Annotated in this window: 20 protein-coding genes and 1 pseudogene; 19 read left to right on the top strand and 2 right to left on the bottom strand. The window is 44.7% G+C overall.

Going from position 1 to position 26512, the window contains the following annotated elements; genetic code table 11:
• The first annotated feature begins 6 nt into the window (after positions 1 to 6).
• The 16 genes and pseudogenes from galT (at position 7) to E5Z56_RS03175 (ending at position 20696) form a co-directional block, all read left to right on the top strand.
• Positions 7 to 1518 carry a UDP-glucose--hexose-1-phosphate uridylyltransferase gene (gene galT / locus E5Z56_RS03245; RefSeq protein ID WP_138156504.1) on the top strand — a complete coding sequence of 504 codons (1512 nt, stop codon included), beginning with the start codon at positions 7 to 9 and terminating at the stop codon, positions 1516 to 1518.
• Positions 1519 to 1534: 16 nt separating this feature from the next.
• Positions 1535 to 2581, top strand: coding sequence for an aldose epimerase family protein (locus E5Z56_RS03240; protein ID WP_138156503.1), 1047 nt, complete (start codon positions 1535 to 1537; stop codon positions 2579 to 2581).
• A 408-nt stretch (positions 2582 to 2989) separates the two neighbouring features.
• On the top strand, positions 2990 to 4243 hold the full coding sequence (locus E5Z56_RS03235) for an Ig-like domain-containing protein (protein ID WP_138156502.1): 1254 nt from the start codon (positions 2990 to 2992) through the stop codon (positions 4241 to 4243).
• A 136-nt stretch (positions 4244 to 4379) separates the two neighbouring features.
• The gene (locus E5Z56_RS03230; RefSeq protein ID WP_138156501.1) at positions 4380 to 4763 is read left to right on the top strand and encodes a metal-dependent transcriptional regulator; all 384 of its coding nucleotides are present in this window, start codon (positions 4380 to 4382) and stop codon (positions 4761 to 4763) included.
• 262 nt (positions 4764 to 5025) lie between these two features.
• Positions 5026 to 5193 (top strand): annotated as a pseudogene (locus tag E5Z56_RS11850) (alpha/beta-type small acid-soluble spore protein); the annotation flags it as partial.
• A 165-nt stretch (positions 5194 to 5358) separates the two neighbouring features.
• On the top strand, positions 5359 to 5700 hold the full coding sequence (locus tag E5Z56_RS03220; protein WP_138156499.1) for a nucleotidyltransferase domain-containing protein: 342 nt from the start codon (positions 5359 to 5361) through the stop codon (positions 5698 to 5700).
• 72 nt (positions 5701 to 5772) lie between these two features.
• Entirely contained in the window at positions 5773 to 6066 is a 294-nt protein-coding gene (locus tag E5Z56_RS03215) for a hypothetical protein (RefSeq protein ID WP_138156498.1), read from the top strand.
• The gene (locus E5Z56_RS12145) at positions 6039 to 6302 is read left to right on the top strand and encodes a TOTE conflict system archaeo-eukaryotic primase domain-containing protein (RefSeq protein ID WP_408638820.1); all 264 of its coding nucleotides are present in this window, start codon (positions 6039 to 6041) and stop codon (positions 6300 to 6302) included. The genes E5Z56_RS03215 and E5Z56_RS12145 overlap by 28 nt, the downstream gene beginning before the upstream one ends.
• Positions 6303 to 6898: 596 nt before the next feature.
• Positions 6899 to 7870, top strand: a complete 972-nt coding sequence (locus E5Z56_RS03210) for a helix-turn-helix domain-containing protein (RefSeq protein WP_138156497.1) — start codon at positions 6899 to 6901, stop codon at positions 7868 to 7870.
• Positions 7871 to 7907: 37 nt separating this feature from the next.
• Complete coding sequence (locus E5Z56_RS03205) at positions 7908 to 15479, top strand: BspA family leucine-rich repeat surface protein (RefSeq protein ID WP_138156496.1); 7572 nt, start codon at positions 7908 to 7910, stop codon at positions 15477 to 15479.
• On the top strand, positions 15476 to 16951 hold the full coding sequence (locus E5Z56_RS03200) for an isopeptide-forming domain-containing fimbrial protein (protein WP_138156495.1): 1476 nt from the start codon (positions 15476 to 15478) through the stop codon (positions 16949 to 16951). The genes E5Z56_RS03205 and E5Z56_RS03200 overlap by 4 nt, the downstream gene beginning before the upstream one ends.
• A 125-nt stretch (positions 16952 to 17076) precedes the next feature.
• Positions 17077 to 17958 (top strand): class C sortase, encoded by an 882-nt coding sequence (locus E5Z56_RS03195; protein ID WP_138156494.1) that lies wholly within the window; start codon positions 17077 to 17079, stop codon positions 17956 to 17958.
• Positions 17951 to 18859 carry a class C sortase gene (locus E5Z56_RS03190; protein WP_138156493.1) on the top strand — a complete coding sequence of 303 codons (909 nt, stop codon included), beginning with the start codon at positions 17951 to 17953 and terminating at the stop codon, positions 18857 to 18859. Before E5Z56_RS03195 ends, E5Z56_RS03190 begins: the two co-directional genes overlap by 8 nt.
• Positions 18843 to 19550: a pilin N-terminal domain-containing protein gene (locus E5Z56_RS03185; RefSeq protein ID WP_138156492.1), complete on the top strand. Its 708-nt coding sequence runs from the start codon at positions 18843 to 18845 to the stop codon at positions 19548 to 19550. The genes E5Z56_RS03190 and E5Z56_RS03185 overlap by 17 nt, the downstream gene beginning before the upstream one ends.
• Positions 19550 to 20146, top strand: coding sequence for a sortase (locus E5Z56_RS03180; protein ID WP_138156491.1), 597 nt, complete (start codon positions 19550 to 19552; stop codon positions 20144 to 20146). Before E5Z56_RS03185 ends, E5Z56_RS03180 begins: the two co-directional genes overlap by 1 nt.
• Before the next feature lie 289 nt (positions 20147 to 20435).
• A complete protein-coding gene (locus E5Z56_RS03175; protein WP_138156490.1) occupies positions 20436 to 20696 on the top strand; it encodes a DUF6809 family protein in 261 nt (86 codons plus the stop codon).
• Positions 20697 to 20847: 151 nt separating this feature from the next.
• On the opposite strand, the gene E5Z56_RS03170 is transcribed toward E5Z56_RS03175, so the two are convergent.
• Together E5Z56_RS03170 and E5Z56_RS03165 are read right to left on the bottom strand one after the other, a co-directional pair.
• Positions 20848 to 21621, bottom strand: a complete 774-nt coding sequence (locus tag E5Z56_RS03170; protein WP_138156489.1) for a sigma-70 family RNA polymerase sigma factor — start codon at positions 21619 to 21621, stop codon at positions 20848 to 20850.
• A 43-nt stretch (positions 21622 to 21664) separates the two neighbouring features.
• The gene (locus E5Z56_RS03165) at positions 21665 to 22927 is read right to left on the bottom strand and encodes a DUF6076 domain-containing protein (RefSeq protein ID WP_138156488.1); all 1263 of its coding nucleotides are present in this window, start codon (positions 22925 to 22927) and stop codon (positions 21665 to 21667) included.
• 406 nt (positions 22928 to 23333) lie between these two features.
• Here E5Z56_RS03165 and E5Z56_RS03160 point away from each other — a divergent pair, with 406 nt between their 5' ends.
• From E5Z56_RS03160 to E5Z56_RS03150, 3 genes are all read left to right on the top strand, one after another.
• Positions 23334 to 24866 (top strand): hypothetical protein, encoded by a 1533-nt coding sequence (locus E5Z56_RS03160; RefSeq protein ID WP_138156487.1) that lies wholly within the window; start codon positions 23334 to 23336, stop codon positions 24864 to 24866.
• Positions 24867 to 25172: 306 nt separating this feature from the next.
• Positions 25173 to 25505 carry a plasmid mobilization protein gene (locus E5Z56_RS03155; protein ID WP_138156486.1) on the top strand — a complete coding sequence of 111 codons (333 nt, stop codon included), beginning with the start codon at positions 25173 to 25175 and terminating at the stop codon, positions 25503 to 25505.
• Positions 25466 to 26446, top strand: coding sequence for a relaxase/mobilization nuclease domain-containing protein (locus tag E5Z56_RS03150; RefSeq protein ID WP_175405362.1), 981 nt, complete (start codon positions 25466 to 25468; stop codon positions 26444 to 26446). Before E5Z56_RS03155 ends, E5Z56_RS03150 begins: the two co-directional genes overlap by 40 nt.
• Positions 26447 to 26512: the final 66 nt, after the last annotated feature.

Genomic DNA, 26512 nt, shown 5'->3' with positions numbered 1-26512 from the left:
TTAACAATGAAAGCAAGTTTATATAGTTTGATTTTACGATTAGTTTCTTATGGACTAAACACAGGTCTTATAGAAAAAGAAGATACTATCTATACTATCAATCAGTTACTTGATTTATACAAAACAGATGAACCTGATGACAGTAGTGCAGAACTTACTGATGACTCTGAAAGTAACCTTGAAGAAATTTTAAGTGGACTACTTGACTATGCTTACGAAAGAAAACTAATTCCTGAGAATACAGTTACATATCGTGACTTATTTGATGTTAGAATTATGAGTACAATGGTAAAAAGACCATCAGAAGTTATTAAGGAATTTTGGAGTAACTACAATGTTTCTCCTGTAAAGGCTACTGATTATTATTATAAGTTTAGCAGAGATACCGACTATATCAGAAGATATAGAGTAAAGAAAGATTTAAAGTGGAAAACCTCCACAGAGTATGGTGACATTGATATTACTATTAATCTTTCTAAGCCTGAGAAAGACCCTAAGGCTATTGCTCAGGCAAAACTACAAAAGCAATCAAGCTATCCAAAGTGCTTACTATGTAAAGAAAATGAAGGTTATGCCGGTAGAATTAACCATCCGGCAAGAAGTAACCACAGAATTATTCCTATAACACTGGACAACAGTCAGTGGTATATGCAGTATTCACCATATGTATATTACAATGAACATTGTATTGTTTTTAACGGTGAACATACACCTATGGTTATTGACTCATCAACATTTAGAAAGCTATTTGACTTTATCAAGATGTTCCCACATTACATTATCGGTTCAAATGCCGATTTGCCTATTGTTGGTGGTTCAATTCTAACTCATGAACATTTCCAAGGTGGCAGATATAACTTTGCACTTAATAAAGCTGATGTAGAAGAAAAGTTTTCCGTATCAGGTTATGAAAATGTGGAATGTGGAATTGTAAAATGGCCTATGTCAGTTATCAGACTTACAGGTGAAGATACTGACAGTCTTATTAAACTTTCAGAGCATATCCTAGAAAAATGGAGAAACTATACTGATGAAGATAGTTTCATCTTTGCTGAAACTGATGGGGAAAGACACTCAACAATTACACCTATTGTTTTCACAAAGAATGGTAAGTATGTAATTGACCTTGTACTGAGAAATAATATTACAACTGAGGAACACCCATTAGGAGTATTCCATCCACACAAAAATTTACACCATATTAAGAAAGAGAATATCGGTCTTATTGAAGTTATGGGACTTGCAGTTTTGCCATCAAGATTAAAGAATGAAATGGCTATGCTAAAGGATGCAATTTTAACCGGTAAGGATATTTCCGGTATTGAAGAAATCAGTAAACATACCGAATGGGTAAATGAATTTACACAGAAGTACAGTTCCATCAATGAAGAAAATATTGATGAAATTCTCCACAAAGAAATCGGTGAAGTATTCTTAAATGTACTTAAAGATGCAGGTGTATTTAAGAGAAACGAAAGTGGCAAAAAAGCATTTAAGAAGTTTATTGAAACATTGTAATAGGTAGGTGAAAATAATGTCAAAGGTAGAAATCAGAGATTTTGAAACAACTTCAAAAGGTGAAAATACTCACCTATATACTATTGTTAATAATATAGGTGAAAGTGTAACAGTATGTGACTATGGTGCAACTATTGTTTCCTTAATGATAAAGGATAAGGATGACAACTTAACTGATGTTGTGCTAGGCTATAAGCATATTGCAGATTACGAAAATAACGGTACTTACTTTGGTGGTACAATCGGCAGATGTTGTGGCAGAATTGCTAACGGTAAATTTACTTTAGAGGGCAAGGCATATACTTTGCCTATTAACAACGGCAACAACCATCTTCATGGTGGCAATGTTGGTTTTAACCGAAAGCTATGGAACACTAAAATTGAAAATGACAGTGTTGTATTTACAATGACAAGTGCTGATGGTGAAGAGGGTTATCCCGGTAACCTAAAGGTAAAAGTAAAGTATACCTTTGACAATGACAGTACCTTAACAATAGAGTATGGTGCAGTTTCTGACAAAGATACTGTTTGTAATATGACAAACCATTCTTACTTTAACCTTAACGGTGACACAAGTGGTAGTGTTATAAACCACCTACTAAAAGTAAACTCAAAAAGCTATATTCCTATTAACAAAAACCTAATTCCAACAGGTGAGATTACTCCTACTAAGGGTAGTCCATTTGACTTTAGCGAATTTAAAGAAGTTGAAACTGCACTAAACAGCAGTGATATACAAATTAGCCTTGAAAAAGGTATTGACCATATGTTTGTACTAAATCATAACGGTGATGACCTTGTACTTGCATCATCATTAATCGGTGAGAAAACAGGTATTAACCTAAAGTGCTACACAACCCAGAAAGGTGTTCATATTTATTCAGCAAACTATGTTGATGTACCTCTGACAGAAAGTAAACATAGCAAGGCATATAAAGAAAACTCAGGTATTTGCTTTGAAACTCAGGGTTTCCCTGATGCAGTAAATCAGGATATTTTCCCTACAACTGTTATTAAAGCAAATGAAAAGTATAAGCAGACAACTAAGTTTGTTTTTAATTAATTTTAATTTCTTAGACTATTTCTATATATAATAGAAATATACTTGAAATTAATTTAATATATTTTGTTTTTATCATTATTAAAAATGTGTTTATAAAGTGTGTTTATGAAAAGTGATTTTCATAGAATAAAACGCCCAATCTCCTATTTATTTATATAACCCCTTGTAAAGAGAAATCCCCCAATTTATGGGGGATATTTCTTTTGTGTGATTAGTTAAATACTTTTGGCAATATGTTTAAATAAGTATATTGATATTGTATATATTAAATAAAAATACTTAGAAAAAATATAGTGCTGCACAAAAAAAGTACCAAATTTTAGCTATTTTTGCTCTATTATTTAGTGCTGTTATATAGTATAATCATTATATGAAAGAAAACTAAAAGATTAAATAGGAGGTAATTCTATGAAAAAACTAATATCAATTACATTGGCTATTATGATGGTATTTTCTACAATGGTTGTTGTAATGGCTGATGAAACAGAAAAAGATGTAACAAGTAAGTTTAGTGATAAGCTAAAGCAAAGATTAGCTGAAGCTACTGACACAGAAGAAATCTATGTTGATACTTGGTTTACCGATTTAGGTAGAGATGTTAGAACTTATAATACAGTTGACAAGAAAATTGTTGATGATATTTTAGGTGAAGGTCAATATAAATATTCTTACTACTGTATCGGTATTCCTAATGCCGATTTGTACTTAACTAAAGACCAAATTTACAAACTTGCATCATCAGATGAAATTACTAGAATGTCAAGTTATCTATTAAGTGATTTAACTTACGGTGATGATGTTGATACTTCAAACAATGAAACACCATACCAAACATTCTATAAGTTTATGGTAAGTAATGGCTACAAAAAACCAAGTGGTAATGCTGATTATGGCATTATTAACTTAGGCAAAATCGGTAACAACACAATATTCTATGGTAGTGCTACAGGTGTTGCACCGGATATGTCAGCTAAAACAATGGATTTAGGTGATTATACATTTAAGTATCAAGAAATGTATCCTGATGAATTAGGACTATTTGTTGTAAATAACGGTACAGTAAAGCCACTTCGTTATGCTTATGAAAATAACAACAGCAGTCTTGCAAAGGTTATTTCATTACTAAATAAAGTCGACAGTAAGAATGTAATCCATTTTACTGTTTACAAAGATGGTAAAAAGGTATATGACCCAACATCAGCAAAATTCTTAAGTTCAAAATATTCAGTAAAGTCAGGTGCTAATGTTACTGTTAAGTTGATTAACGGTACTGTAAAGAGCTATAAGGTATCTAATAGTAAAGTAGCTAAAGTTAACAATAAGGGTGTTGTAACCGGTTTAAATAAGGGTAATACAACAGTTACTGCTACACTAACTAATGGCAAAAAACTTACTACTAAAATATCTGTAACTACTGCACCAAAACTTTCAAAAACTAATGTTAATATTAAAAAGGGCAATAGCACAGTAGTTAGAGTACAAGGCAAAGTACCAAGCATTGCTATCAAGTGTACAGGCAACAAAAAGAATGTTATTGTATTTGTAGCAAAAGCTAAGGAAACAAATGAAATTTTCATTGTAGGTAAAAAGAAAGGTACTGCTAACCTAAAGGTAAAGGTTAATGGTGTTAAAACACTTAACCTAAAGGTAAATGTAAAGTAAATTTATAATTCAAAAGTCACCTATCATTGGTAGGTGACTTTTTTGTAAACATAAAGTAAAATCTATACAAATAATGTTTGCATAAAGTATATATATATGTTAAAATATATATAACCTTATTTTAGGAGGGTTATTTATGCAACTGAAAGAATCAGGCGAAATGTATCTGGAATCAATATATGTACTTAGTAAGGAACATCCTTATGTTCGTTCTATAGATGTTGGTGAATATTTAGGTTACTCAAAGCCTAGTGTCAGTAGAGCAATGGGACTACTGAAAGACGGTGGTTATGTTACTGCTAACAGTGACGGTCATCTTACTCTTACTGATTTAGGTAGGGAAGTAGCCGAGAAAACTTATGAAAGACATACTGTACTTACTGCATTGTTCAGAAAGTTAGGTGTTGATGAGAAAATTGCAGCAGCTGATGCTTGTAAGATTGAACATGTTATCAGTGATGAAACATTTACTGCACTAAAGCACCATGCAAAGAAAATGGAAAATATGGCTAACAAATAATTGATTTTATTATTTTGCGAATTTAAGGACTTTTTTAAGTCCTTATTTTTTTTGCCCAAAAATTTGCAAAATAAAAAACAAAATTTGCATTTAATATTTCGTTTATATACTCATACAATACTATTGCAACAAGAAATTGTTGCTTGAAAATATAAAGAAAAATAAAACAACATTCAGTATTGTTACACTATAAGGATAAATTATTCACAGAATAAATGAAGAATTCTTATGGTGAATATGCTGAGAAGAAAGGAAAATTTATATGTCAAACTCAAATAACAAGATTAATGTACCTGAAGCAAAGGCTGCTCTTAATAAGCTAAAGATGGAAGCTGCATCAGAAGTAGGTGTTAACCTAAAGGACGGTTACAACGGCGACCTAACATCCCGTCAGGCAGGTCAGATCGGTGGTAATATGGTTAACGTCATGTGGCATGTACGACAAACAGATTTTATGCGGAGCTCGTGGCGTGAAAGGGGACAGGTTGAGAGGATTACATATCAATACGGGTTGGCGGTATAAAATCAAAAGAAAGATAGACACATAAATTTGGGTATGCTATAATCAAACTATCAAAGAGAAAGGAGTGTTCCTATGTGCTCAAAAAGTGAATTGCAGATAATTCTATCCGAAATAGCTAAAACAGCGAGGGAGACCTTCGGTGAGCATCTTGATTCCGTTATCCTCTACGGCTCCTATGCGCGCGGCGATTATACGCCCGACTCGGATGTGGATATGATGATTTTGGTAAAGGGGATCGCTCCCGAGAATTTGTGGAGATACAGAGATTCCATCACAGAAAAGTCCTCTGAATTAGGACTTGCGTATGATGTTCAAATCACGCCGTTGATTAAGGACGCGGATACTTTCCGAAAGTATCTGGGTGTATTACCTTTTTATCAGAATGTCATGAAAGAGGGCTTGATGGTTGCTTAGTGAGAACATGATAACCCTTTCAAAGCACCGGTTAGCAATAGCAAAAAACTTGAATACAGCAAATAAGGAAAAATGATGAATCAAAAAGCTATCATTAACGGAAAAGAATATCGCTTTATCAAAACCGAAACAGATATGATAACCGACAGGACAGCTGTGCTCTTCGAGAATGAGCACGGCTGTTCTTTTATCTGCCCGGTTGAAGCTTGGCTTGAAAATGCAAAACGCGAAGAGCCTGCGTTCAATAAATACGCTTCGCCCGAAAAGAAAATAGCGTTGTTCAAATCCTTATTTATCGGCAGGAAAACCGGAAAGATGATGTCACCGCTGTCAGAACCGTGTGCAGACAGTTCGATATACCGTTAGCTGTTGAGCGTTCCCGTTCAGGGAACGGTGCACATGATTGGCTGTTTTTTGAAGAATCTGTTACGGCGGCAATCGCGCGGAAGCTTGGCAGTGCGATTCTGACAACAGAAAAAAATCAAATCAGCATTCAACGGTGTAAAGAATTTTTTATCAGCATTCCTGTTAGTTTATCAAATGAGAATATAATAATCTCCGATAGTGAGAAAACCTATTATGAGGGGCTGTGTGAGGGGTGATCTCATGGCTGCTTAAGAAAGTCGAACGTCAAAGATTTTGTGTACCCTCAGCCCGTCAAGATTACTTTTGACTCAAAGGAATACGCGGGCTGTTACTCGGATAATTTCAGGGTGAAGAAATGACAGTAGTTTGGGTTGTAAATGAAATTTTATCGGTGCACAATCCTTTTGTCGGAATGTGGCTATGATGTCAATTAAATGATTTACCGTTTGCGGGAGGTTTCATCACCTCTCGTATTTTTTTGTGCTAAAAGCAGAAAACCAAAAGAAATACATTTGCCGCCGAAACACTGTCGTGTTAAGCAATAGGGTGATTCTACGAGCGCACGTTGCAGGTGCAGACATCACAGAAATCAGCGAAACGGTAATTCTGAAAATTGAAAACGAGACAAGACAATTATTTCATGTCCTTTTGTACTGATTTATTTTTCGAATAAAGCCAAAATAATATGAAAATTTTACAAATCATTGTGCAGATGGAATAAAAATTGATAATCGGGATAGAAAAAGTATTAAAATAGTGCTATTATCTACAATATAAGAAATTGCAAGCACATTCATTGTTATCGTGTAATATATTGGGAGGTATTGAGTATTTGACATATAACGATGTAATTAACGATAAGGATAACCGCAGGCTTGAGATATCGCTGAAAAACGGCGGAAGAATAGTTGCGTATTGTCCTATGGAAGGAGTTCATATCTTTGCCTGTGATATAAGGTGCGGAATACAAGAGGAAGTAAAAAGACTGATAATGAATAATTTATCACGGGGTCACTTTATTCTTTGTGCCGTATGCTTATCGGGTACATACAAGCATAAGAAAGACAACTGCATCAAGGTGATTAATCCTCGCGATGGAGTTGCAGAACGGAGATTAGACGATTATCCGTTTCTTGATGTTTCGTCTGATTATCTCGGCTTGGTAACTGTATTATATTTAGATAAAATGCCTAAGGGTGATAGTATTTATTCGCGTTTGAAAGATAGAGTGGTAGAATCGGGCTTGAATAAAGAAAAAAAGGATTCCCTGTTTTATTTCCGACAGTCAAACTTGACTCGCCGTGCGGTGGAGACCCTTTTAGGCATGTGCTTCTCAAACGAGAGTCAGGACATGGTTTTGATAAAAGCGATTGAAGTTGGATTGCATTATATAGATGATATCAGCACTTCAAATTCGGGAAGCCGCAGGTTAGTAAAAAAATCTCAGCTGAAAATTGCAGAGGAGATTATGAACTGTTTAACAGAACGCTATGACGAGCCGTGGACAACCAAGTATTTTGCTGAAAAATTTAAAATAAGCGGAACAACGCTTAATAAGTATTTTTTTAGCGTGTACGGTTACGAAATAAAGGAATATCAAATAAAAGTGCGTATGGAGCGCGCCGAGGAAATGCTGTGCGAAACCGATTATCAAATCGGAGAAATTGCTCAGCGTGTCGGTTACTCCACTCACACAAAATTCGGTGCTGCGTTTAAGGCAAAATATGGCGCAACGCCATTTGAGTTCCGCCGCAGATACTGTGCCTCACATTTGGATAAGCAGGATAATTACTTTAACGGATAACAAATATTGTTTTTAAACTAATGAATGGAGGGAAAGAATGATGTTGAAAAGCATTTTCTCTATTGTGATGATCAGTGTATTATTGATCAGCTCTAATCCGATTGCGAATATCATGGCGAATAAGGCGACCGATGATGAGGCGAAATCGCAGTCGGTGGATCTGGAGGAGGTGTTTGTATCCGAGTCAGGAATGCTCGCGGACGGTACAGACGGAAGCTACGTCGGAATCCCGTCAAAGAGCTATGAGCCGGGACAGACCTTCGAAGAGATCACGGTCAATGGTTCTAACAAAATGAAGGACGTTGACGGCGAGGAGATCGGAACATACTCCGACCAGCTGACGGGCAAGGTCAGTGAGGAGGAGCTTGCCCGCCCGAGGAAGGCAATGCATATGCTTGCCGCAACAGGCTCCAGCGGTCAGGAAATCGAAATAAACGATATGCGTGCCGTCCTGCGTTCGGGCGCCGTGCTCAACAGCGACGGCGACTATGTGTGGACGGCGGAGAACAGCGATTCCGGTCACAGCTTCACCTATCGCATTTTCTACGCCTTCTCGGGAGTCGGTGAATACGCGGAGGATCAGATACATATCACGATTCCGAAGTCGATTTTGCGCGACAGGGACGGCAATTTCGCCGATAGCTACGAGCTGCCGATCCCCGAATACACGGAGGATGATCTGACGGCCAGCAATCTGTTTGTCTACAAGGAGGTCGGTGAGAACCTCGTCATCTTCAACCGTCTCTCCTGCAGCGCCGCGCAGAGCGGATTTATCGAAGTCAGCTATACGACAACTAAGCCGACTTTTGATTACGCCGACTATCTGTCAGAAGACGCATGCAACGACAAGGGCGGATCCGATCTGTTCCAAGCGAAAATCGCGATTGATAACGGTTCGGCTCATTGCTCCCGCGAAACACAGAAGGTTCCCGTATACATCGACACCACCGCCACATTGAGGAAAGTCGAAAAATTGAATCCCTACTCGGCATATCCCGAATGGAAGACCGCGTGGGGCGACACGGTCAAGCCCGACAATCCCAACGACTATGAGTATCTGATCTGGACAATCGATACGGAGGCAGACGCTACCCAGCCATACAATCTTACGTTCAGCGACACCTTCAATGAGACTGACGCGGAGCTGTTAGGCTACAGGGGGGCGGACGGAACCTATCAGCGCTCTCTCACGATCACGAATTCACGTTCCGAGTATATGACCGTATATGTGCTGACGGCGCACAAAAAATCCACCTATGACGCGCTTCTTGAGCAAAACGGTCGCTATTCGCTGAACAATTCCGTTTCTGTCACGTTACAGCCCGCCGACAAGGTCGATTCCACATCCACCCTCACGAGCCGCGCGGCATATTATAAGCAAGCTCCGCGTTTTGAGCATCCGAGCGGTCACTTCTATTCCACAAAGAACGGCTATGATGTCTCGGATAGATATGTGCGGAACTCTGACTATATCCGCGATTATTCGCTGCTGGAGTTCAAAGAGAATCCCAGCGCGACGATCGGCAATCTGAAATATTATACAGACGTATACGGCTACGCCTATCCGTGGACGCTGCCCGACGGCGTCACCCTCGACCAGGCAGCTGCCGACCCCGACAACTGCTACGGTCAGAAGCCGGTCACCTATACGCTCAGTGACAACACCTTCTATCTCAAAGAAATCTCCGATGAGGAATACAGCGGCAAGCTGACCGCCGCCGACTATGAGTTTGAGAAGCTTACCCTGTATTACTACACCATGAAGGCGACGTATAACGAAGAGTCAATGGACTTCGATACGCAGACCTTCCGCTTTCCCGACGACGTGATTGACGTTTACGCCAAAGTCGGCGGCAACGAAGAATATATCAAGATTGCGGTTTACACGCCCTACACCGGGAAGTACGACTTTACCGACGACGCAGAGGGCATCGTGGACAAAAGCAAAACGGACGGCACGGACATTTCTTTCCTTGGAAACGTCACGGGCTTCCGTCTTGAGACCTCTAATGCCCACTGGTACACCAAGCTTGGCGCATACCCCTATGTAAAGCTGAAGCATTCCGATACGGTGGACAAATATGCAGACTCCGCCATCGGCGAAAACAGCGTATCGAAGCTCTGCCTGAAAAACACATCCGCCTCGAAGATCAGTCAGTCAAACAGAACCATCATCAGCTTCACGCGCAGCGCCGATGACTACATTACGGGAAAGAACAAGAGCAGCTTGCTGAAAAAATCTTTCGTGGGCGCCACCAACAGTGCCAAGAAAAGGGAATATACCGTTACATGGAACGTCTCCATGTCCGAGAGCTACCGCGACAACGAGAGCACTTATCCCATTCCTCAGCAGTCGGGCGTTTTTTACGACCTGCTGCCGGAAGGCGCTGTATACAAGAAGGATTCACTGTCGGTCTATGCCGGCAGCACAAAGCTGGAAAGCTGGAAATACACCGTCACCGTGGATGATAACTACCGTAATTCGGGGCGGACGATGCTGAAAATCGCGATCAATGAGAGCGCGGACAGCTACCGCTTCGTCTACTCCACCGTTCATCCGTGGGAAGCGATCGCCGACTACGGCACAACGCTTTTGAACACTGTCGCCTACGAAACGGGCAACAGCAGCATCACCAAAGGCAAAACCTCTTCCGAAACAGGTGGGCTTACCGAATCCGCGCTGATGCAGAACCTCGACCCCTCCGCGGGCGACAGCAAACGCTTTCTGTATACAGAGTACAACCACGACGCGTCGCTGCTGGTAGCCACCAATCTCGGACTTGAGAAGAAGGTGCGCGGCACTGATGATACAAGCTATTCGCAGTCCGCGGTCACTTATAATGATAACAATTACTATTACAACGTCCGCTTCGCGACCGACGACCACTCCAAGGCGTCAAAGCTGATTGCCTTCGACTCGCTTGAGAACTACAAGGTCGTATCGGGCAAGGACGCCGGAAAGACGTCCGAATGGCGCGGTATCTTCCAAAGTGTGGATACCCACCAGCTTGAGAGACTCGGCATCGCGCCGAAGGTCTATTATTCCACGGTCAGTGGGCTGGTTATTGATGAAGCTCATAAAGACCTTTCCGATACCTCTGTCTGGACGCGCAGCGACAGCTTTGCAGGCGATCTCTCCTCCGTCAAAGCAATCGCGGTCGATATGCGTACCGCGAAGGACGGCACCCCCTATGAGATGCCTGTCAATACCGGTGCACAGTTCACTGTCTATATGCGTGCGCCGCACGGCATTGACAGCAACGAGATTACCCCGAGGGCGTTCAACAATATCTATCTGAACAACAATACCATCAACGTTGAGACCGGCAGTGAATCCGGCGAGCGGATAATTCACCAGGATTACACCGAGATCACCTTGAAGATCGTCGCCGATTTGGAGCTGTTGAAGGTCAGCAGTGAGGATCATAATGTAGTCGTGCCCGGTATAAAGTTCAACCTCAGCGGTACGTCCGTCTACGGCACCAAGGTCAATGAGACGCTCTATACAGATGAAACCGGCAGGATCACCCGCCGAAATCTGGAGAGGGGTACATACACCTTAAAGGAAACCGAGACGAACAGCGACTTCTTCCTCAACGATACCGTTTTCACCGTTACGGTCGATAAGAACGGAGATTTAACAATAAACGGCAGCACGGAAGTCAAGCCCTATGTGATCGAAAACCCGCCGCGTGTTCACGGCGATCTGGAGTTTCTGAAGAAGGGTATGATTGACGGCACCACCGATACCGCCCCGCTCACGGGTGCGGAGTTTAAGCTCGAGGGCGTTTCCAATTATGGCAATTCTGTCCTCAAATACGGCACGTCGCAGAACGGCGGCGTTGTCACCATCACCGATATTGAATGGGGCACCTACAAGCTGACTGAGACCAAGACGGCGGACGGCTATATTATTTCTACAGAAGAATATTCCGTTGTGTGCGACAAGTACGGTATCGTTACGCTTTATCAAATTGAGGACGGCTCGCCCGTTGAGGTGAAGCCGGCCGAGAACGGCTATTCCGTTATCCTAAACGAGCCGCTGCATAACTTCCGTCTGGTCAAGTATGATCCGCTCACCAACGCCCTGCTAAGCGGCGCCGAGTTCACACTCAAGGGTACCTCGGACTACGGCACGCCCGTTGATAAAACGGAAACAAGCGGAGCTTCGGGATCGGAAAAGGGCATTGTATTCTTCAAGGGGCTCGAGCCCGGTCATTACACCCTGCAGGAGACAAAGGCGCCGGAGCGCTATCAGCTTGACCCCACCGTGCGGACAGTTACTGTCAGCAGCGCAGGTGAGATAACCGTCAGCGGGCTGACGAAGAGGCCCTCCGACTGGCACAGCGGCTTCTATACCGACTGCTTCGGCGTTCCGAACACACGCGCGTATGAGGGCGAAATCACCATCACCAAGCAATGGCTCGACGCCGACGGCAACCCCATTACCGATTCGTCGGATCTGCCTATCCCGGTCGTCCATGTCGATACCTCGGAACCCAAGATAGATCTCCCGCCGCAGGACGCTTATCTTGCAAATAACAATACATTCAGGAATTCATTGTCGGGGGCGACGACCTTCAAAAAAACACAGGAGGAGAGCTACACCATCTCCACACTTCCGGAGGGCGCTGTAAAAGTAGACGACGGCACTACCCGCGCGTCGATTTTTGTGTGGAAAGAGGGCGCGGACGCTTACTGGTGGTCGGATGCCGCCACGGCGCATTTGCCCGATAACAGCAGGGATCTGTTCTGGGATTATAAATTATCATTGGTTAGTGTCGATCTAAGTGGCTTTGATACAAGTAACGTGACCAATATGAGCGGTATGTTCTACTGGTGCAGCAATCTTACCACCCTCAACCTCAGCGGCTGGGACACCGGCAGAGTGACCGATATGAATAGCATGTTCGATGGTTGCAGCAGTCTGACCTCTCTTGACCTCAGCGGCTGGGACACCGGCAGTGTGACGAATATCACTTATATGTTCCGCTATTGCTACAATCTTACCACCCTCAACCTCAGCGGCTGGGACACCGGCAGAGTGACCACTATGAATAGCATGTTCGATAGTTGCAGCAGTCTGACCTCTCTCAACCTCAGCGGCTGGGACACCGTCAGTGTGACGAATATGGGTTATATGTTCAGAGAATGCAGCAATCTTACCAACCTCAAACTCAGCGGCTGGGAAACCGGCAGTGTGACCAATATGTATTCCATGTTCTACAATTGCCGCAACCTGACCAACCTCGACCTCAGCGGCTGGAAAACCGGCAGGGTGACCGATATGAATAGCATGTTCGATGGTTGCAGCAGTCTGACCTCTCTTGACCTCAGCGGCTGGGACACCGGCAGCGTGACCAGTATGTATTACATGTTCTACAATTGCAGTAATTTGAAAACGGTCTATGTCGGCGACCTGTGGTCTACCGAAAAAGTAACTGACTCTGATCATATGTTTAGCTATTGTACAGAACTCGTGGGCGGAGCGGGCACGACATATGACCAATCATATACAGATAAAACCTACGCCCGTGTGGATAAGGGAACCGATGAGCCCGGCTACTTCACATATAAAGAATATGTTCCGCCGACCGGTCACAAGGACGACGAGCCGGTTGGAGCCACTCTGAATAATGTACTGGGCGGACTTATCAACAACAAGCTCGTCAGCGCCGTTTTCGGTGACAGCAGCGCAGAAAACAGCCAAGCCGCTCCCGAAATACAGACGGTGAAAAAACCTGAGATGTTAGCCGCGGGCAGACCCGATATATCCGCAGCTATTGATTTTAAATCGGACATCGCCTTGGGTGACCCGGGCGACTCCGATACCAATACAAACACCGTGACCTTCTCCCAGATCACCAACAGTGAGGTTACTAGCAACAGCGACGATGCAGAGGGCAAGTGGCTGGATAATCGCGACGGAACCTGGACGTACAAAATGAAGGTGTTCAACGTCCCGGCGACCTACTACATTTGGGAGGAGCCTATCCCCGGCTTCAAGTGCGACCTTGATAACAGTACAGGCTACACCGTTATCAACTACCCCAAACAGAACAGCGCGACCATAACCAATACCCGTACAACTACCGACACCTGCTCCCTCACCCTTAAAAAGGTGCTCACGGGCAATGCGTCGGATTATCCCGAATACGACCTCGAAAATATGGATTACACCTTCCACGTCACGCTGATGGGCGAAGGCGTTGAGGGCAAAAAGGTATTCGGCTATACAAAATTCAACAACGGCACAGCGGACGTGACCCTCAAGGCAGGCGAACAGATAACCTTTACCAATATCCCGCGCGGCGTAGAATATTCCGTGACCGAGCAGTTGGGGAAGAATTATCAGGGCGTTTTCGACACCACCTATTCGCCCTCAGGCACTCTGACCGAAGATAACAGCGACGTCACCTTTACCGTGACCAATAATATCAAGCCAAAGAAGAGCTTTGATATCACAAAGCATGTCCTGCCTTATGAAAACGGAGAGCTCGACGCGGAAGACCTTGACCGTGTGTTCACCTTTAACGTTAATCTGCACGAGGACATCAACGGCTTGTTCGGCGACCTTATCTTCACGGGCGGAACTGCAACGGCTTACCTAAAGCATGACGAGACCGTAAGCATAACCGGTCTTCCCGGCACGGTAGAGACCTACACCGTCACCGAGGCCGAAAACTCGCTGTACACCTGCGACAAGCCTGAACAGAGCGGAACTCTCACCGTGGGAGAAACAGCTCACGTCGTTTTCAACAACAAAAAGATCCCCGAGACGGAGCGCGAGACAGGAAGCTTCACGCTCAAAAAGCTCATCAACGGCAAAACGACGACCGATAATGAATTCGCGTTCAACATCGCCATGAGCAAGCTCGACAAAAACGCGGTCTATACGCTCTCGGACGGCACGCAGTTCACCACCGACCAAAACGGTACGGTCAACCTGACCCTTACGCTCAAACACGGCGACAGCGTAACGTTCAGCGACCTGCCCGTAGGAGCGGAATACACCGTCAGCGAACAGGCGTGCAACTACACTGCGTCGTATACCATCAGCGGAACCGACAGAGTCGCACCGCTGACCGATAAAAACACCGTGACCGACCGCCAGCTTACCACCTCCGCCATCACCGTGCAAAAGGACGACGATATCACCATCGCCTTTACCAACACCGACAAGCGCTATGATGTGCGTATCGCCAAGGTGGACGAGGACGATGAGTTCGTCACCGACGCGGTGCTGCAGATTATCGAGAAGGGCAACGAGGAGAACGTGCTCGACGAGTGGGTCACCACCGAGGACTACCACACCGCGCAGATTCCGCAGGGCACCTATATCCTGCGCGAAAAGCAGGCTCCCTTCGGATATATGAAAGCGCCTGATATCGAATTTACCGTAAACGCAGATGGAACAATAACCTCGGGCGGCGAGAATGTTTTGATGCTTAAAATGGTGGATAAGCCCGTAGAGCTCGCTGTAACAGGTGCGGGCGGAGTGATACCTGTCGCGGCTTTAGCTTCAATTACCTTTGTAATACTGCTTGCAGCAGTTGTAATAAAGAACAGAAAAAATAATATTAAAGAGAAAAGGAGTACGACAAAATGAGAACACTGACAAAAATCATCGCAATGACGCTGGCAGTCCTTATGCTGGCGGCTATGACCGTAGTCACATGCGGAGCAGTCTCAACCTCAAACGGAAAAGTGAGCGTAGAAAAAGCAGTCGTGGGCGAGAATCTAAAATTCTACCGCGTGCTTGACTATGTGGATTCAACCTGCTCTTACACAGTGACAAGCAAATTTCAACCGTTCTTTACTGCCAAGGGCTACAAAACAAACGACGAGATCATTGCGTATCTTGCGGGTGTGAAGTCCAACTCAGTCGCTGCTCAGACTCTCGGCCGTGATCTCGGCGCATTCGCTGACGACAACAGCATTACAGCTGCCGCGGAAAGGGTTGTTGACAACGCCACCTACACCGTAGAAGGACTGCCCTACGGCTACTATCTGATGGCGCCCAAATTGCCCGGCAACACACAGGACGCTGTTATTTACTCGCTCTTCAAGCTCGACAGCGCGAATGCGATCATCACAAACAAGCTGAGCGTGCCTACGCCCGAAAAGACTGTTTCCGACAGCGATGAGACAGACAAAAAGAGCAACATCGCCGCTATCGGCGAGGAAATGACCTTTACCGTTACCGGCAAGGTGCCCAATATGTCTGAGTACACGACCTATTACTTTGAGATCGCAGATACAATGACCAATATGGAATATGTTGGCCCAATGGAGCTGACCATCGGCGGAACAGACGTACCGATCTCTACTACCGACAGCACCGCAAATGTTTACGGCGTAGCATCGGGCAACAGCGTAAACGTAAAGATTACAAACCTTAAGAGCCTCAATCCTGATTATGATGCTGAGATCAAGCTCACATATAAGGCAAAGCTCACAGACAGCGCTGAAATGGGCAACACCGGCAACATCAATGAGGTAAAGTACATTTATTCCAACGATCCCGCCTCTGACGGCAAGGGTGAATCTCCCAAGAGCAAAACCAAGACCTTCACCCTCGGCATCACTGTCAACAAGACCGACAGCGACGGCGACGCGCTTAAGGGCTCGACCTGGCTGCTGAAGAAGGGCAATGATAGGGTCGCTGAGATCGACGGCACAGCTCTCTCTAAGTTTGATTGGAAGGGTCTGGATGTAGGTACATACACCCTTACCGAAATAGCTGCCCCCGAAAACTACACCAAGATGGAAGGCGCAATCACCATCGAGATCGTGGCTTCGGTTTCAAATCAGGTTGATACCGACGGAACATATCCTCTTACCACCTACACAGCTACAGTTAAAGGTCCTCAGGGCTATGTTACCAAGACAAACGCGAGAGGTTACGCTGATATCCAGACAGGTATCACCTCGCTCAACGTTAAGAACTTCCAAAAAGGTGCGCTCCCATCGACAGGCGGCATCGGTCTGTATGTGATCCTCGGCTTGGCAGGCGCGGCATTTGCCGGAATGATAGTTGTTCTTATCATCAAGAAAAGGATCTCCTCTAAAGAGAAATAATACTTTTAGAGTTTAGGTGGTCCACGGTTATTCCGTGGATCACCCCCGCCTTGCGCGGGTTTGAGGCAGTAATTCTATTTAGATCGGTATTAGTGCTTCAAACGCACGCAAGAAAAGGAAGAAATATGAAAACGAAGGAAAAGAAAACCAAGCGCAATACGGTTTTTAATGTTTTTATTGTCGCTTTGTTTTTGATTTGCATTTCGCTTTTGCTTTATCCGTATATCAGCGGCCTATTTGTAAGCACTGCGCAGAAGGAAGTTTGTGTTTCGTATGATAACCGCACGCGCGAACTGCCGGAAGCGGAAAAAAAGCGGCTCCTTGCCGATGCTCTGAGCTATAATAAAGAGCTTGCCGAGCACCCGGTGGGGTACAGCGTTGAAGAGGCGCTTACAGACGAATATATGAGCCTGCTTGATCTCGGCAGCAACGGGTTGATGGCAACTCTGGAGATACCGTGCATAGAACTTAGCTTACCTGTCTATCACACGGTGAATGAGGAGATACTTCAAATCGGCGTCGGCCATGTTCAGGGGTCATCGCTCCCGGTTGAGGGCTGTGACAGCAATGTTATGTTGATGGCTCACAGAGGACTTCCGAACTCTGAGCTGTTCAATAATATCGACAGACTTGAAGCAGGCGATACATTTCAAATCAAGGTGCTTGACACGGTTCTTGATTACCGTGTTGAAGAAATCAAAACCGTCAAACCGGATGACGTAGCAAAAATCGGGATCACAAAAGGGAAGCAGCTTTGTACGCTTGTTACCTGCACCCCTTACGGAGTTAATTCCGACCGTTTGGTCGTTTTTGCGGAGCTTACGGGAAGCAGACGCGTTGCGAACGATACAGGCGGAACAGGCGGATATTCATATACGCTGCCGTTCAGCCGCAAGGGAGGTCCCACGATCGAGGAGATACTTGCGCTGGCAGGCGTCTTGCTGCTGATCACCGCGATCGTCATAGAGATATACCGCTTGATAAAACGGAGGAAGACAATTGAATAAAAAACGCAAAGCGCTTTCTGCTGTTTTGAATTTGATGCTCGTGATGTTCTTTCTCGCATGCGTCACGCTGCTGCTGTATCCGTTTGTAAGCAACCATCTGATGTATGCACGGCAGTACGAAAGGATCGTCTCCTATGATAACCGCTCGAGCAAAATGGACGATGAGGAGAAGCAGCGGTATCTTTCGGCGGCGCGGGCGTATAACGAAAGGCTGCTGAATGATAAAATAGGCTACAGGCTGTCTGAAAAACAGATGGAGGAATACCTGTCGCTCCTCAACTATGAAAGTGATAACACGATGGGGTATATCAGAATCCCCAAAATAGATGTAAATCTTATGATTTACCACACCGTCGACGAAAAATATCTTTCTACCGGAACAGGTCATGTTCCCGGTTCATCGCTTCCGGTCGGCGGAAAGGGAACCAACTCTATAATCATGGGACATAGAGGGCTGACCAGCGCGACCTTGTTTACAAATCTTGACAGACTGGAAGTCGGCGACAGGTTCTTTATCAGCATTTTAGGGGATAAGCTGGCATATGAAATCGAAGATATTTCTGTTGTTGAGCCGGAAAAGCTTCAAGAGATTTCTATCGACCCCGATGAGGATATCTGTACGCTTGTGACCTGCACGCCTTACGGGGTGAATTCCCACAGGCTTGTACTGAGAGGCCACAGAATACCATATGATGCAGATGATGACAGTCAGGGCGCAGGCGGAGAAAGCTATTACAGGATACGCGTGCCCGACATTTGGGGAGCTCCGGATCTTTCGGAGATATTAGCCATGTTGGGAGCCGCTGTTTTGATAACAGGCTTGATCGTCATCATCGTTAAAAAGATAAAAAGGAAGAAATCAGATAAAGAGGGAGGAAACAAAAATGAAAAAGACAGTTAGCATTATCCTGTCAGTGTTCGTTTTGGCGTTAGCCGTATTGCCGTGTGTGAGCGCCGGCGCTGTTGAGGGTGAAAAAACACCGTCTCTGTCGCTGCGTTTCATCGCTGAAGGGATCCCGATGGATAATGTCAGTTTTTCGGCATGGAAGATCGCAGAGCCGGACGCAGAAGGCAAAATGCAGTCTAAGAAGCCGTTCGATATCAAGGATATCTCCGAAAAGACACCGGAACAGCTGGCGCAATTGTCAAAGGAACTTAAGACGCTTGTCACTGAAAACGGGATCGCGGCAAACGATACCGCAGTGACAGACGATCAGGGAAAACTGCGGTTCAAAAAGATCGACAGTGTCGGAATGTATCTGGTTTTGGGCGATAGTAAGACAGTAGAGCAGGATGTATATTCGCCGACGCCGTTTATAATCTCTCTGCCGTACACCGACGAATACGGCAGGCTGATATATGACGTAGAAGCGGATGTGAAATACGAAAAATCCACCGTGCCGCCCACGGAGCCTACCACGGAGCCTTCGACTGAGCCGACAACGGCTGTAACTACAGTACCGCCGACTACGCCTCCCGGAAATGATATACCTCAGACAGGTACGATGCTTTGGCTTGTTCCCGTTCTTCTGATAGCGGGCGCGGTATTGGTTGCGGCAGGAATCATAATCAAAAAGAAGATTTCCAAATAATGAAAAAACGCTCGATAATCAAAATTACTTCAACGCTTTTGATAATTTGCGGCATACTCTTGGTGCTCGGCGCCGCCGCGCTGTTTGTCAAAGTAAGCAATGACGATGCAAAGGCAAAGGCTTTTTCACAGGAGATAGTCAGCCGGCTCAAGGACGAAACGCCCGAAGCGGCAACTTCGCCGTCAGAAAAATCAGCTGACGCCGGAGAAACCCTCGCGGTCATAGATGATGTGAATTATCTCGGCTATCTCAGCTTCGTGGGGTATGATGTCACACTTCCCGTATTTGCCGACTGGAGCTTTGAAGCGCTCAATTACGCGCCGGCGCGTTATTCGGGAACTGTCAAAGGCAATGACCTTGTTATTGCTGCTCATAACTATTATTCTCATTTCTTTTTGCTCAATGAGATGGTAGAGGGGAACGAGGTCGACTTGACACAGGCGGACGGTTCGACCATCCGTTACATCGTAAAAAAGGTCGAGACCTTGGAGCCCACAGAGCTGAATAAGCTGACAGCGGGGGAGTATGACCTCACGCTGTTTACCTGCACTCCCACCGGCCGCGCAAGGGCGACGGTTCGGTGCAATAAAATATGAAAGAATATACCTTTATTGTGAATCACCCCCGGTAAATGCTACGCGCTCACCGAGGGTGATTTTTTGCTGTTAGATTGATGGTTGACTTTATGAGCAGCGAGAAAATCTGACGCGCCCTGTCAGAATTTTAGCATAGTCATATCGTTTCTTTATCTTCTTCAACTCCAACGCTCCTTCCTCTGTGAGTGGTTTATCCGAACTAAGATAATCCTCATATGTATCCAAAGCCTATTTCGACAGCAGATTATCAATATAATATTTGGTACTTTTGAAATAAAAGGAATAGAATATCGAAAATCTTTACTACAGCAACATCGTTCCGCATGAATATGAAGTGGAACGCGGCAGTGAGTATGACGTTACTGCAAAGCTGGTAATTCGTCATGAGCAGGAGTTATCCGCTACGCTGACGGAGCAGCAAAAAGCTATACTTGAAAAAATCAAAGACAATCACACAGAGTTGATGAGCCTCGGCGAACGCGACGCGTTTTGCCAGGGTTTTTCGTTGGCTGTAAGGCTGATGATTGACGCTATGAGCGGCAAGTTTTAAGGCACCCAATTTTGCCCTGTGTCGCGCGAAGGGAATGCCCGTAGTCCGTTACCCGATAAAACAGAACAAAACCCACACAGGCGATTTGTCGCGGCGTATGGGCGCAAATAAAGGCTATGGTAACGAACACAACGTTCACCATAGCCTTTATTTATTTTATACCCATTACAGCCTTATAAATATCCTGCCAGAGTTTTAATTTGCTGTCAGGATACTTCTTTTTCAGCCGTTTCAAAGCAGCTTTTTTGGCTTTCTCTACACCGTCGGGTTTCATCATCTCTTCACAAGCGATCTCGTCGAGTGTTTTCTTTTCGTAGCCGAATACACCGAACGCGTGACCGAGGATAGCTCTATCCTTCTCAGAAAGCGAATCAAACAGCTCCTTCAAAAGCTCAACACAAATCTTTTTGTTGACGATCTTATCAGCCGGATGGTTATCCTTTGTGGTCATGTGTTCGTATGGGTTTTCCGCGTGTTCGTCAGGGAAAGCGTCATTGACAGAGAAGAAATGCGTATTGTAATTCGCGTATCGGTAGACGGCTTCAATTGGTACGTTATATTCTTCGGCTATTTCTTCCGCCGGTTTACCAAGTGAATAATCTTGCTGGATCTTGCGGATCAAATCCATAGCGTTTTTGCTGACGGACAGCACACCCATATTCTTTTCAAGGTATCGCCGCATGACACCCTTGACGTGAGGATAGATATAGGTGGAGAATTCACCCTTGCTTTTGTCGTATTCTTTTGATTGGATCAGGCGGAGAAGCTCAACTGTGCCCTCGCTTTTCAAATCATCCAATAACTGCTTTGAGTATTCGGTCAAACCGTATTCATCATATTTTACGCAGTGAAAGCTCTCTGCAACCTTTTTAGCAATAGAAGCGATCAATCCTTCATATTTCAAAAGAAGTGCTTCACCGGTCATACGATCACCCCCTCACTATCCATTATAAACCGACCATTGTCCCTTAATCAGTACTTTTCGGTCTGCCGCGGCGTTTTGTTTTGCGTTTTACGCCGCATTTGGAATATAAATTCTCGGAAGCAAGTGAGGTTTCAAATTCTTCGTTAGTTATTCCGGACGCCCTTGTTGCCCTGTAATACATATCTCTTGCCGTGTTGCTCAACAATTCCTTTTCTTCTGCGGTAATAGCGTTCCTGCTGCAGTCTTTCTCGATCCTTGTCAGACAGCGTTTCAGCGACTGAGCCTTTGGATTGTCAGGAACAGTTTCCTTAATACCGCGCTTGCGGTAACCGAGCTGAGCGCAGGTATATTTTGGATTGTCGGGCGCGGGATTGTCACAATACTTTGTATGGTAGGCTTTTTTCAACAGAAAGCACCTTCCGCAGTATTCACATTTGCGAATGATATATCCCGCTTCCAAGGCGCAGTAAAAATCCGTTTTCAATAACGTCTGCAAACGCTTGACCTGATAGGAAGTATATATTTTGTATTTTCCACTGCATTTGATAGTTTCTCTCGGAATATATTCAATCAGTATGGGGTCAGTGCGTGAGTATAAACCGCTCCCCTGAACAGGATTGGCAACCAGCTTGTCCGCCATTTCGCCGTATAAAAAATCATAGAGCGCGGCGGCGTAATTATCGCTGTTCAGTTTTTTCAGGGCGGACAGATAATGATCAATAAAATTGTGTATCGTGTTTCCGAACCAAGCAATATCGTAAAGGACATGAAGATATTTCGAGCAGTAATTGCAATAGAAATCCCACTTTTCCTGAACATCGCCGGGAAAAATCAGAAGCTCGCGTGGAATATCCTTAACTTCCGTATCATCCGTATCGCGTTGAAAAGAATTTTCAGCCCATTCGTCGACATACTCGCTGTATTCCAAAGTCATTTTCCGCAAAGCTTCTTCACTCTCACACATCTCGTACTTCTCGTTGTCATCAAGTATAGACAGCTGAGAAACATAGCTTTGAGTCTCATACAAAACCTGACGATTGTCTTTTATCAATGCAAGCAGACGGTAGCGGAACATCATACGCTCGAGCTTGATAAACTTGTTATTGCAATCGTTCCACTCCTCCTTTGACGGAGGAGTTTTGTTTTTATATATCGTTTCAAAAGCAGACTCAGCCAAGTGATACATTTCGCTGAATTCAGGCTTTGTAATGTTCAGGGTTTGCGTGGTTAGTTCACCGAGAGGAAAAGCGGTGCCGTTGATTTCAATGCTCTTATCACCAACGAAAAAGGAAATTATATCAAACATTATTATCTCCCGAATTAATTTGTCAGTTGAAGGTTTTAATTTGTCCGTAATAAATATAAGTATACTATTTTTTCTTCCACAATTCAAGTGTAGGGAACAGTGTGGCGAGAGCTGTTGTCTCCAAATTGAATTCGGAGGTATATAGAAACTGAAAGAAAATCCATACGCCGTTTCAGACGGCAACAAATCAAATGACCTTGTACGGTATCCGCCGCCGTACAAAATCATCAACGGCTGTCTCTATAAAGAGATAACCAACAAGAGCGGAACGGTCACAAAGAAGCTCTGCAACTTCCTGCCGTACCTTGTCAGCGAGGTCAGTGTTGACGACGGCGCGGAAGTAAAGACAGCGCTTCGTTTAGGCGGCGTTCATTCGAGCGGCAGAGTGCTGCCGGAGATTGATGTAATGGGCTCGGAACTCGGAACCTTCAACTGGCTGATTGAGCGTTGGGGCGCGGATTGCGTTCTCGAACCGGAGAGAAGCGTCAAGGAATACGTCCGCCATGCCATTCAGCAAACGGCAGAGAACGCAGAGAGAATCCAAATCTATCATGTTACCGGCTGGAAGCTGATAGACAACCATTGGGAATATCTGTTGCCAAACGACGGCAAGCATGATGTCAGCTTGAGAGGAAAACTCAGCCGGTATGAAAAAGCTGATAGCTGGACGGTTTCAGATTTGTCGAGCGCGTATTTTATGACAAGCTATTTTCCGTTTGCACCTGATGAAATCACATTGCCGTTGCTGGCTTTCACTTTTCTGACTCCGCTGAATGAGTTTCTTCATCAGGCAAATTGCGAGCCGAAATTCGTTCTCTGTTTGCTCGGCAGAACAGGAACACGCAAGAGTACACTGGCGGCGTTGTTTCTTTCGTTTTTCGGCAGGTTCAACAGTTCGGATTTGCCATTGTCATTTCGGGATACCGCAAACAGTATTATGTACAACGCCTTTTCATTGAAGGACGTGCTGACCTGCATTGATGACTTTCACCCAAGCAGCAGGAAAGAAGCCAACAAGCTGACTGAAACCGCCCAGCTGATTATGCGCGGCTACGGAGACCGTATCGGCAGAGGAAGATTAAAATCTGATTCTACTCCGATGGAATCTCGACCGCCTCAGGGCAACGCCATCATCACAGCAGAGCAGGCTCCCGACATTGGCGAGAGCGGAACAGCAAGATATTTTTGCTTGGAGCTGCGCGATGGCATGATCGATCTGAATAACCTTTCCAAATTTCAACGCGAAGCAGAGAAAGACACACTCCGCAGTTGTATGCTGGCGTACACAGAATGGATAAAGGCGCGGTTTCTGAAAGACAAAGATACAGAGCGGTCATTCGTCAATCAGTTGAAGAAAAGCTTTCAGAATTACCGTCAGGAGTTTATCAATTCAGGGATTAGTTGTCACGGCAGAGTGCCCGAAATCTACGCATGGCTGATGATTGGTATGGAATACTTTTTATCCTTTCTGTTTGAGCATGATGCCATTTCCGAAGAAGAATATCAGGCAACTTTCATTCGGTGCAGAGATTGTCTTTATGATCTCGCAAAAAAGCAGAGCAGTAGTATTGAGCAGGACAAACCGACGCACAAATTTATCCAGAAGCTCTATTCGCTCATCGAAAGCGGACAGGCTGTTTTGCTTGATAAAGACAATCCGTTTGACTTTAAGCCTGTAAACTATATCGGCTATCAAGATGATGAATATTATTATCTAAATGCCGATATCGCGCACAAACAGGTGAAGCGATTATGTAATGAGCAGGACGAAGCGTTTTCAATTTCCAAAAACGGATTGATAAAAGCGCTCGCCGAGGAAGGCTTGACCGTTTACGATAAAAGAAAAAACACAAAGTCTATCCGCATAGGCGACAAAACGCTTCGCTTTATCTGTTTGATAAAAGACAAGGCTGACGCTGTTGCTGCGTTATCACAATAAAGGGGTGACGCGGGTGACAGAGTTTCAAAACCGCCGTAAGCACTGGATTTTTCCTTTTTCTGTCGGGGTGACAAATGTGCAGCATGTTGCATCTTTGTCGCTCCGATTTGTTTTTGAAAAAGCTGATGAACAGTGCGCTGAAGTTTAATGTTGCTCCTGTTGCCCCAAAACACAGCATACCCACTCTAAAAAACAGAAAATAAAAGCCTGCTTTATTGCCAGTTTCGCCTTTGTATTACGACCGCCCTCATTCGGCGGCCGCAAAGGCGGATGCGAGCTAGGCCCGCGCCCCTATTTTGAAAAACTATGGAGGAAAATTATTTAAAAAAACAACCGAAAACTGAAATTATTTCAACGAGAGTCACGCCGAAGCAGAGAGAAATTATCGAAGAAAAGGCGTACTCTTCCTACCGAACGCCGAGTATGTATCTGCGTGATTGCGCGCTTGACAAAAAGATTATCGTCGTCAAGGGCATAGATGAAGTTGCAAATGAGCTGAGAAAAATCGGAAACAACCTCAACCAACTGACCAGAGCCGTCAACTCCGGCTACTGTTACGAGGTCGATTTGCGCGAGACAAGAGAGGAGGTAGCAAGGCTTTGGCAGTCGTTAAATTCGTTAACGCAGGAAGTCCGATGAACAATATTTTTGATTATGTCACGCGCCGTGAGGCGACGGAGAGCAAATTAATCAGCGGCGTCAACTGTTCACCAGAGAGCGCTCTCGATGAATTCCGGTTCGTCAAGAAGCGGTTTCACAAAGAGGACGGCAGAAGTTACTACCATATCGTGCAGTCCTTCTCACCCGATGACGATCTCACACCCGAGACCGCTCACGAAATCGGATTGAAGTTTGCGGAATACTTTCCGGGTTTTCAAGTGCTTGTTGCCACGCACATCAATACAAAAGCCATCCATAATCACCTGATTATGAACAGCGTCAACTTCGAGAACGGCAAGAAATTTCATCAGAGCCGCAACGAAATGTTCCAGGCAAAGGAGTATTCCAATCAGCTGTGCCGTGAGTATGGACTGAGCGTGACCGAGAGCAAAACCAAGAATCCGCGCCACTCAAGATGGAAGCGTAATCTGATAGAAACCGCTTCCTACGCCATCGGCTGGTCGGCGACAAAAGAAGAATTCATCGAGTATATGCACGAGCACGGCTACGGTGTACAATGGGAGGACAAATATAAATATATCACCTTCACCACGCCCGAGGGCTACAAAGTCCGTGACAATAAACTTTTCGACGAGCGTTTTCTGAAAAACAATCTTGAATTGTACTTCGCCATGGGCGGCTGTGACGGCGCAATGCTCGATACCTATTGCGACTACGTCACGCCGTATCACGACGACAGCTTCACCATGACAAGCACTGAAGGACTGTTTAATCTCCTCGGAGATATTCTTTCATCTGTGCCTGCGGACTACTATTATCAGCCGCATTATATCAAAGAAATGAATACGATGGAGAAGTTGAGGTTGGAGAAAATCCTTGGACGAAAGATTTCCAACGTAGCCTTCCACACCTACTGCACCCGTGAGGACTACGAACGAGAGCAGGGAATTTCAATGTAAATGAAAGGAAACCCACTATGAAAATTGCTATTTACACCATCATCATACAAGGATAAGGAGGGAAAC

It is taken from the genome of Ruminococcus bovis (assembly GCF_005601135.1).
GTDB classification, from domain to species: domain Bacteria; phylum Bacillota; class Clostridia; order Oscillospirales; family Acutalibacteraceae; genus Ruminococcoides; species Ruminococcoides bovis.
Note: the sequence above shows the minus strand (reverse complement) of the source record. Positions and strands in the feature narration are given on the sequence as shown.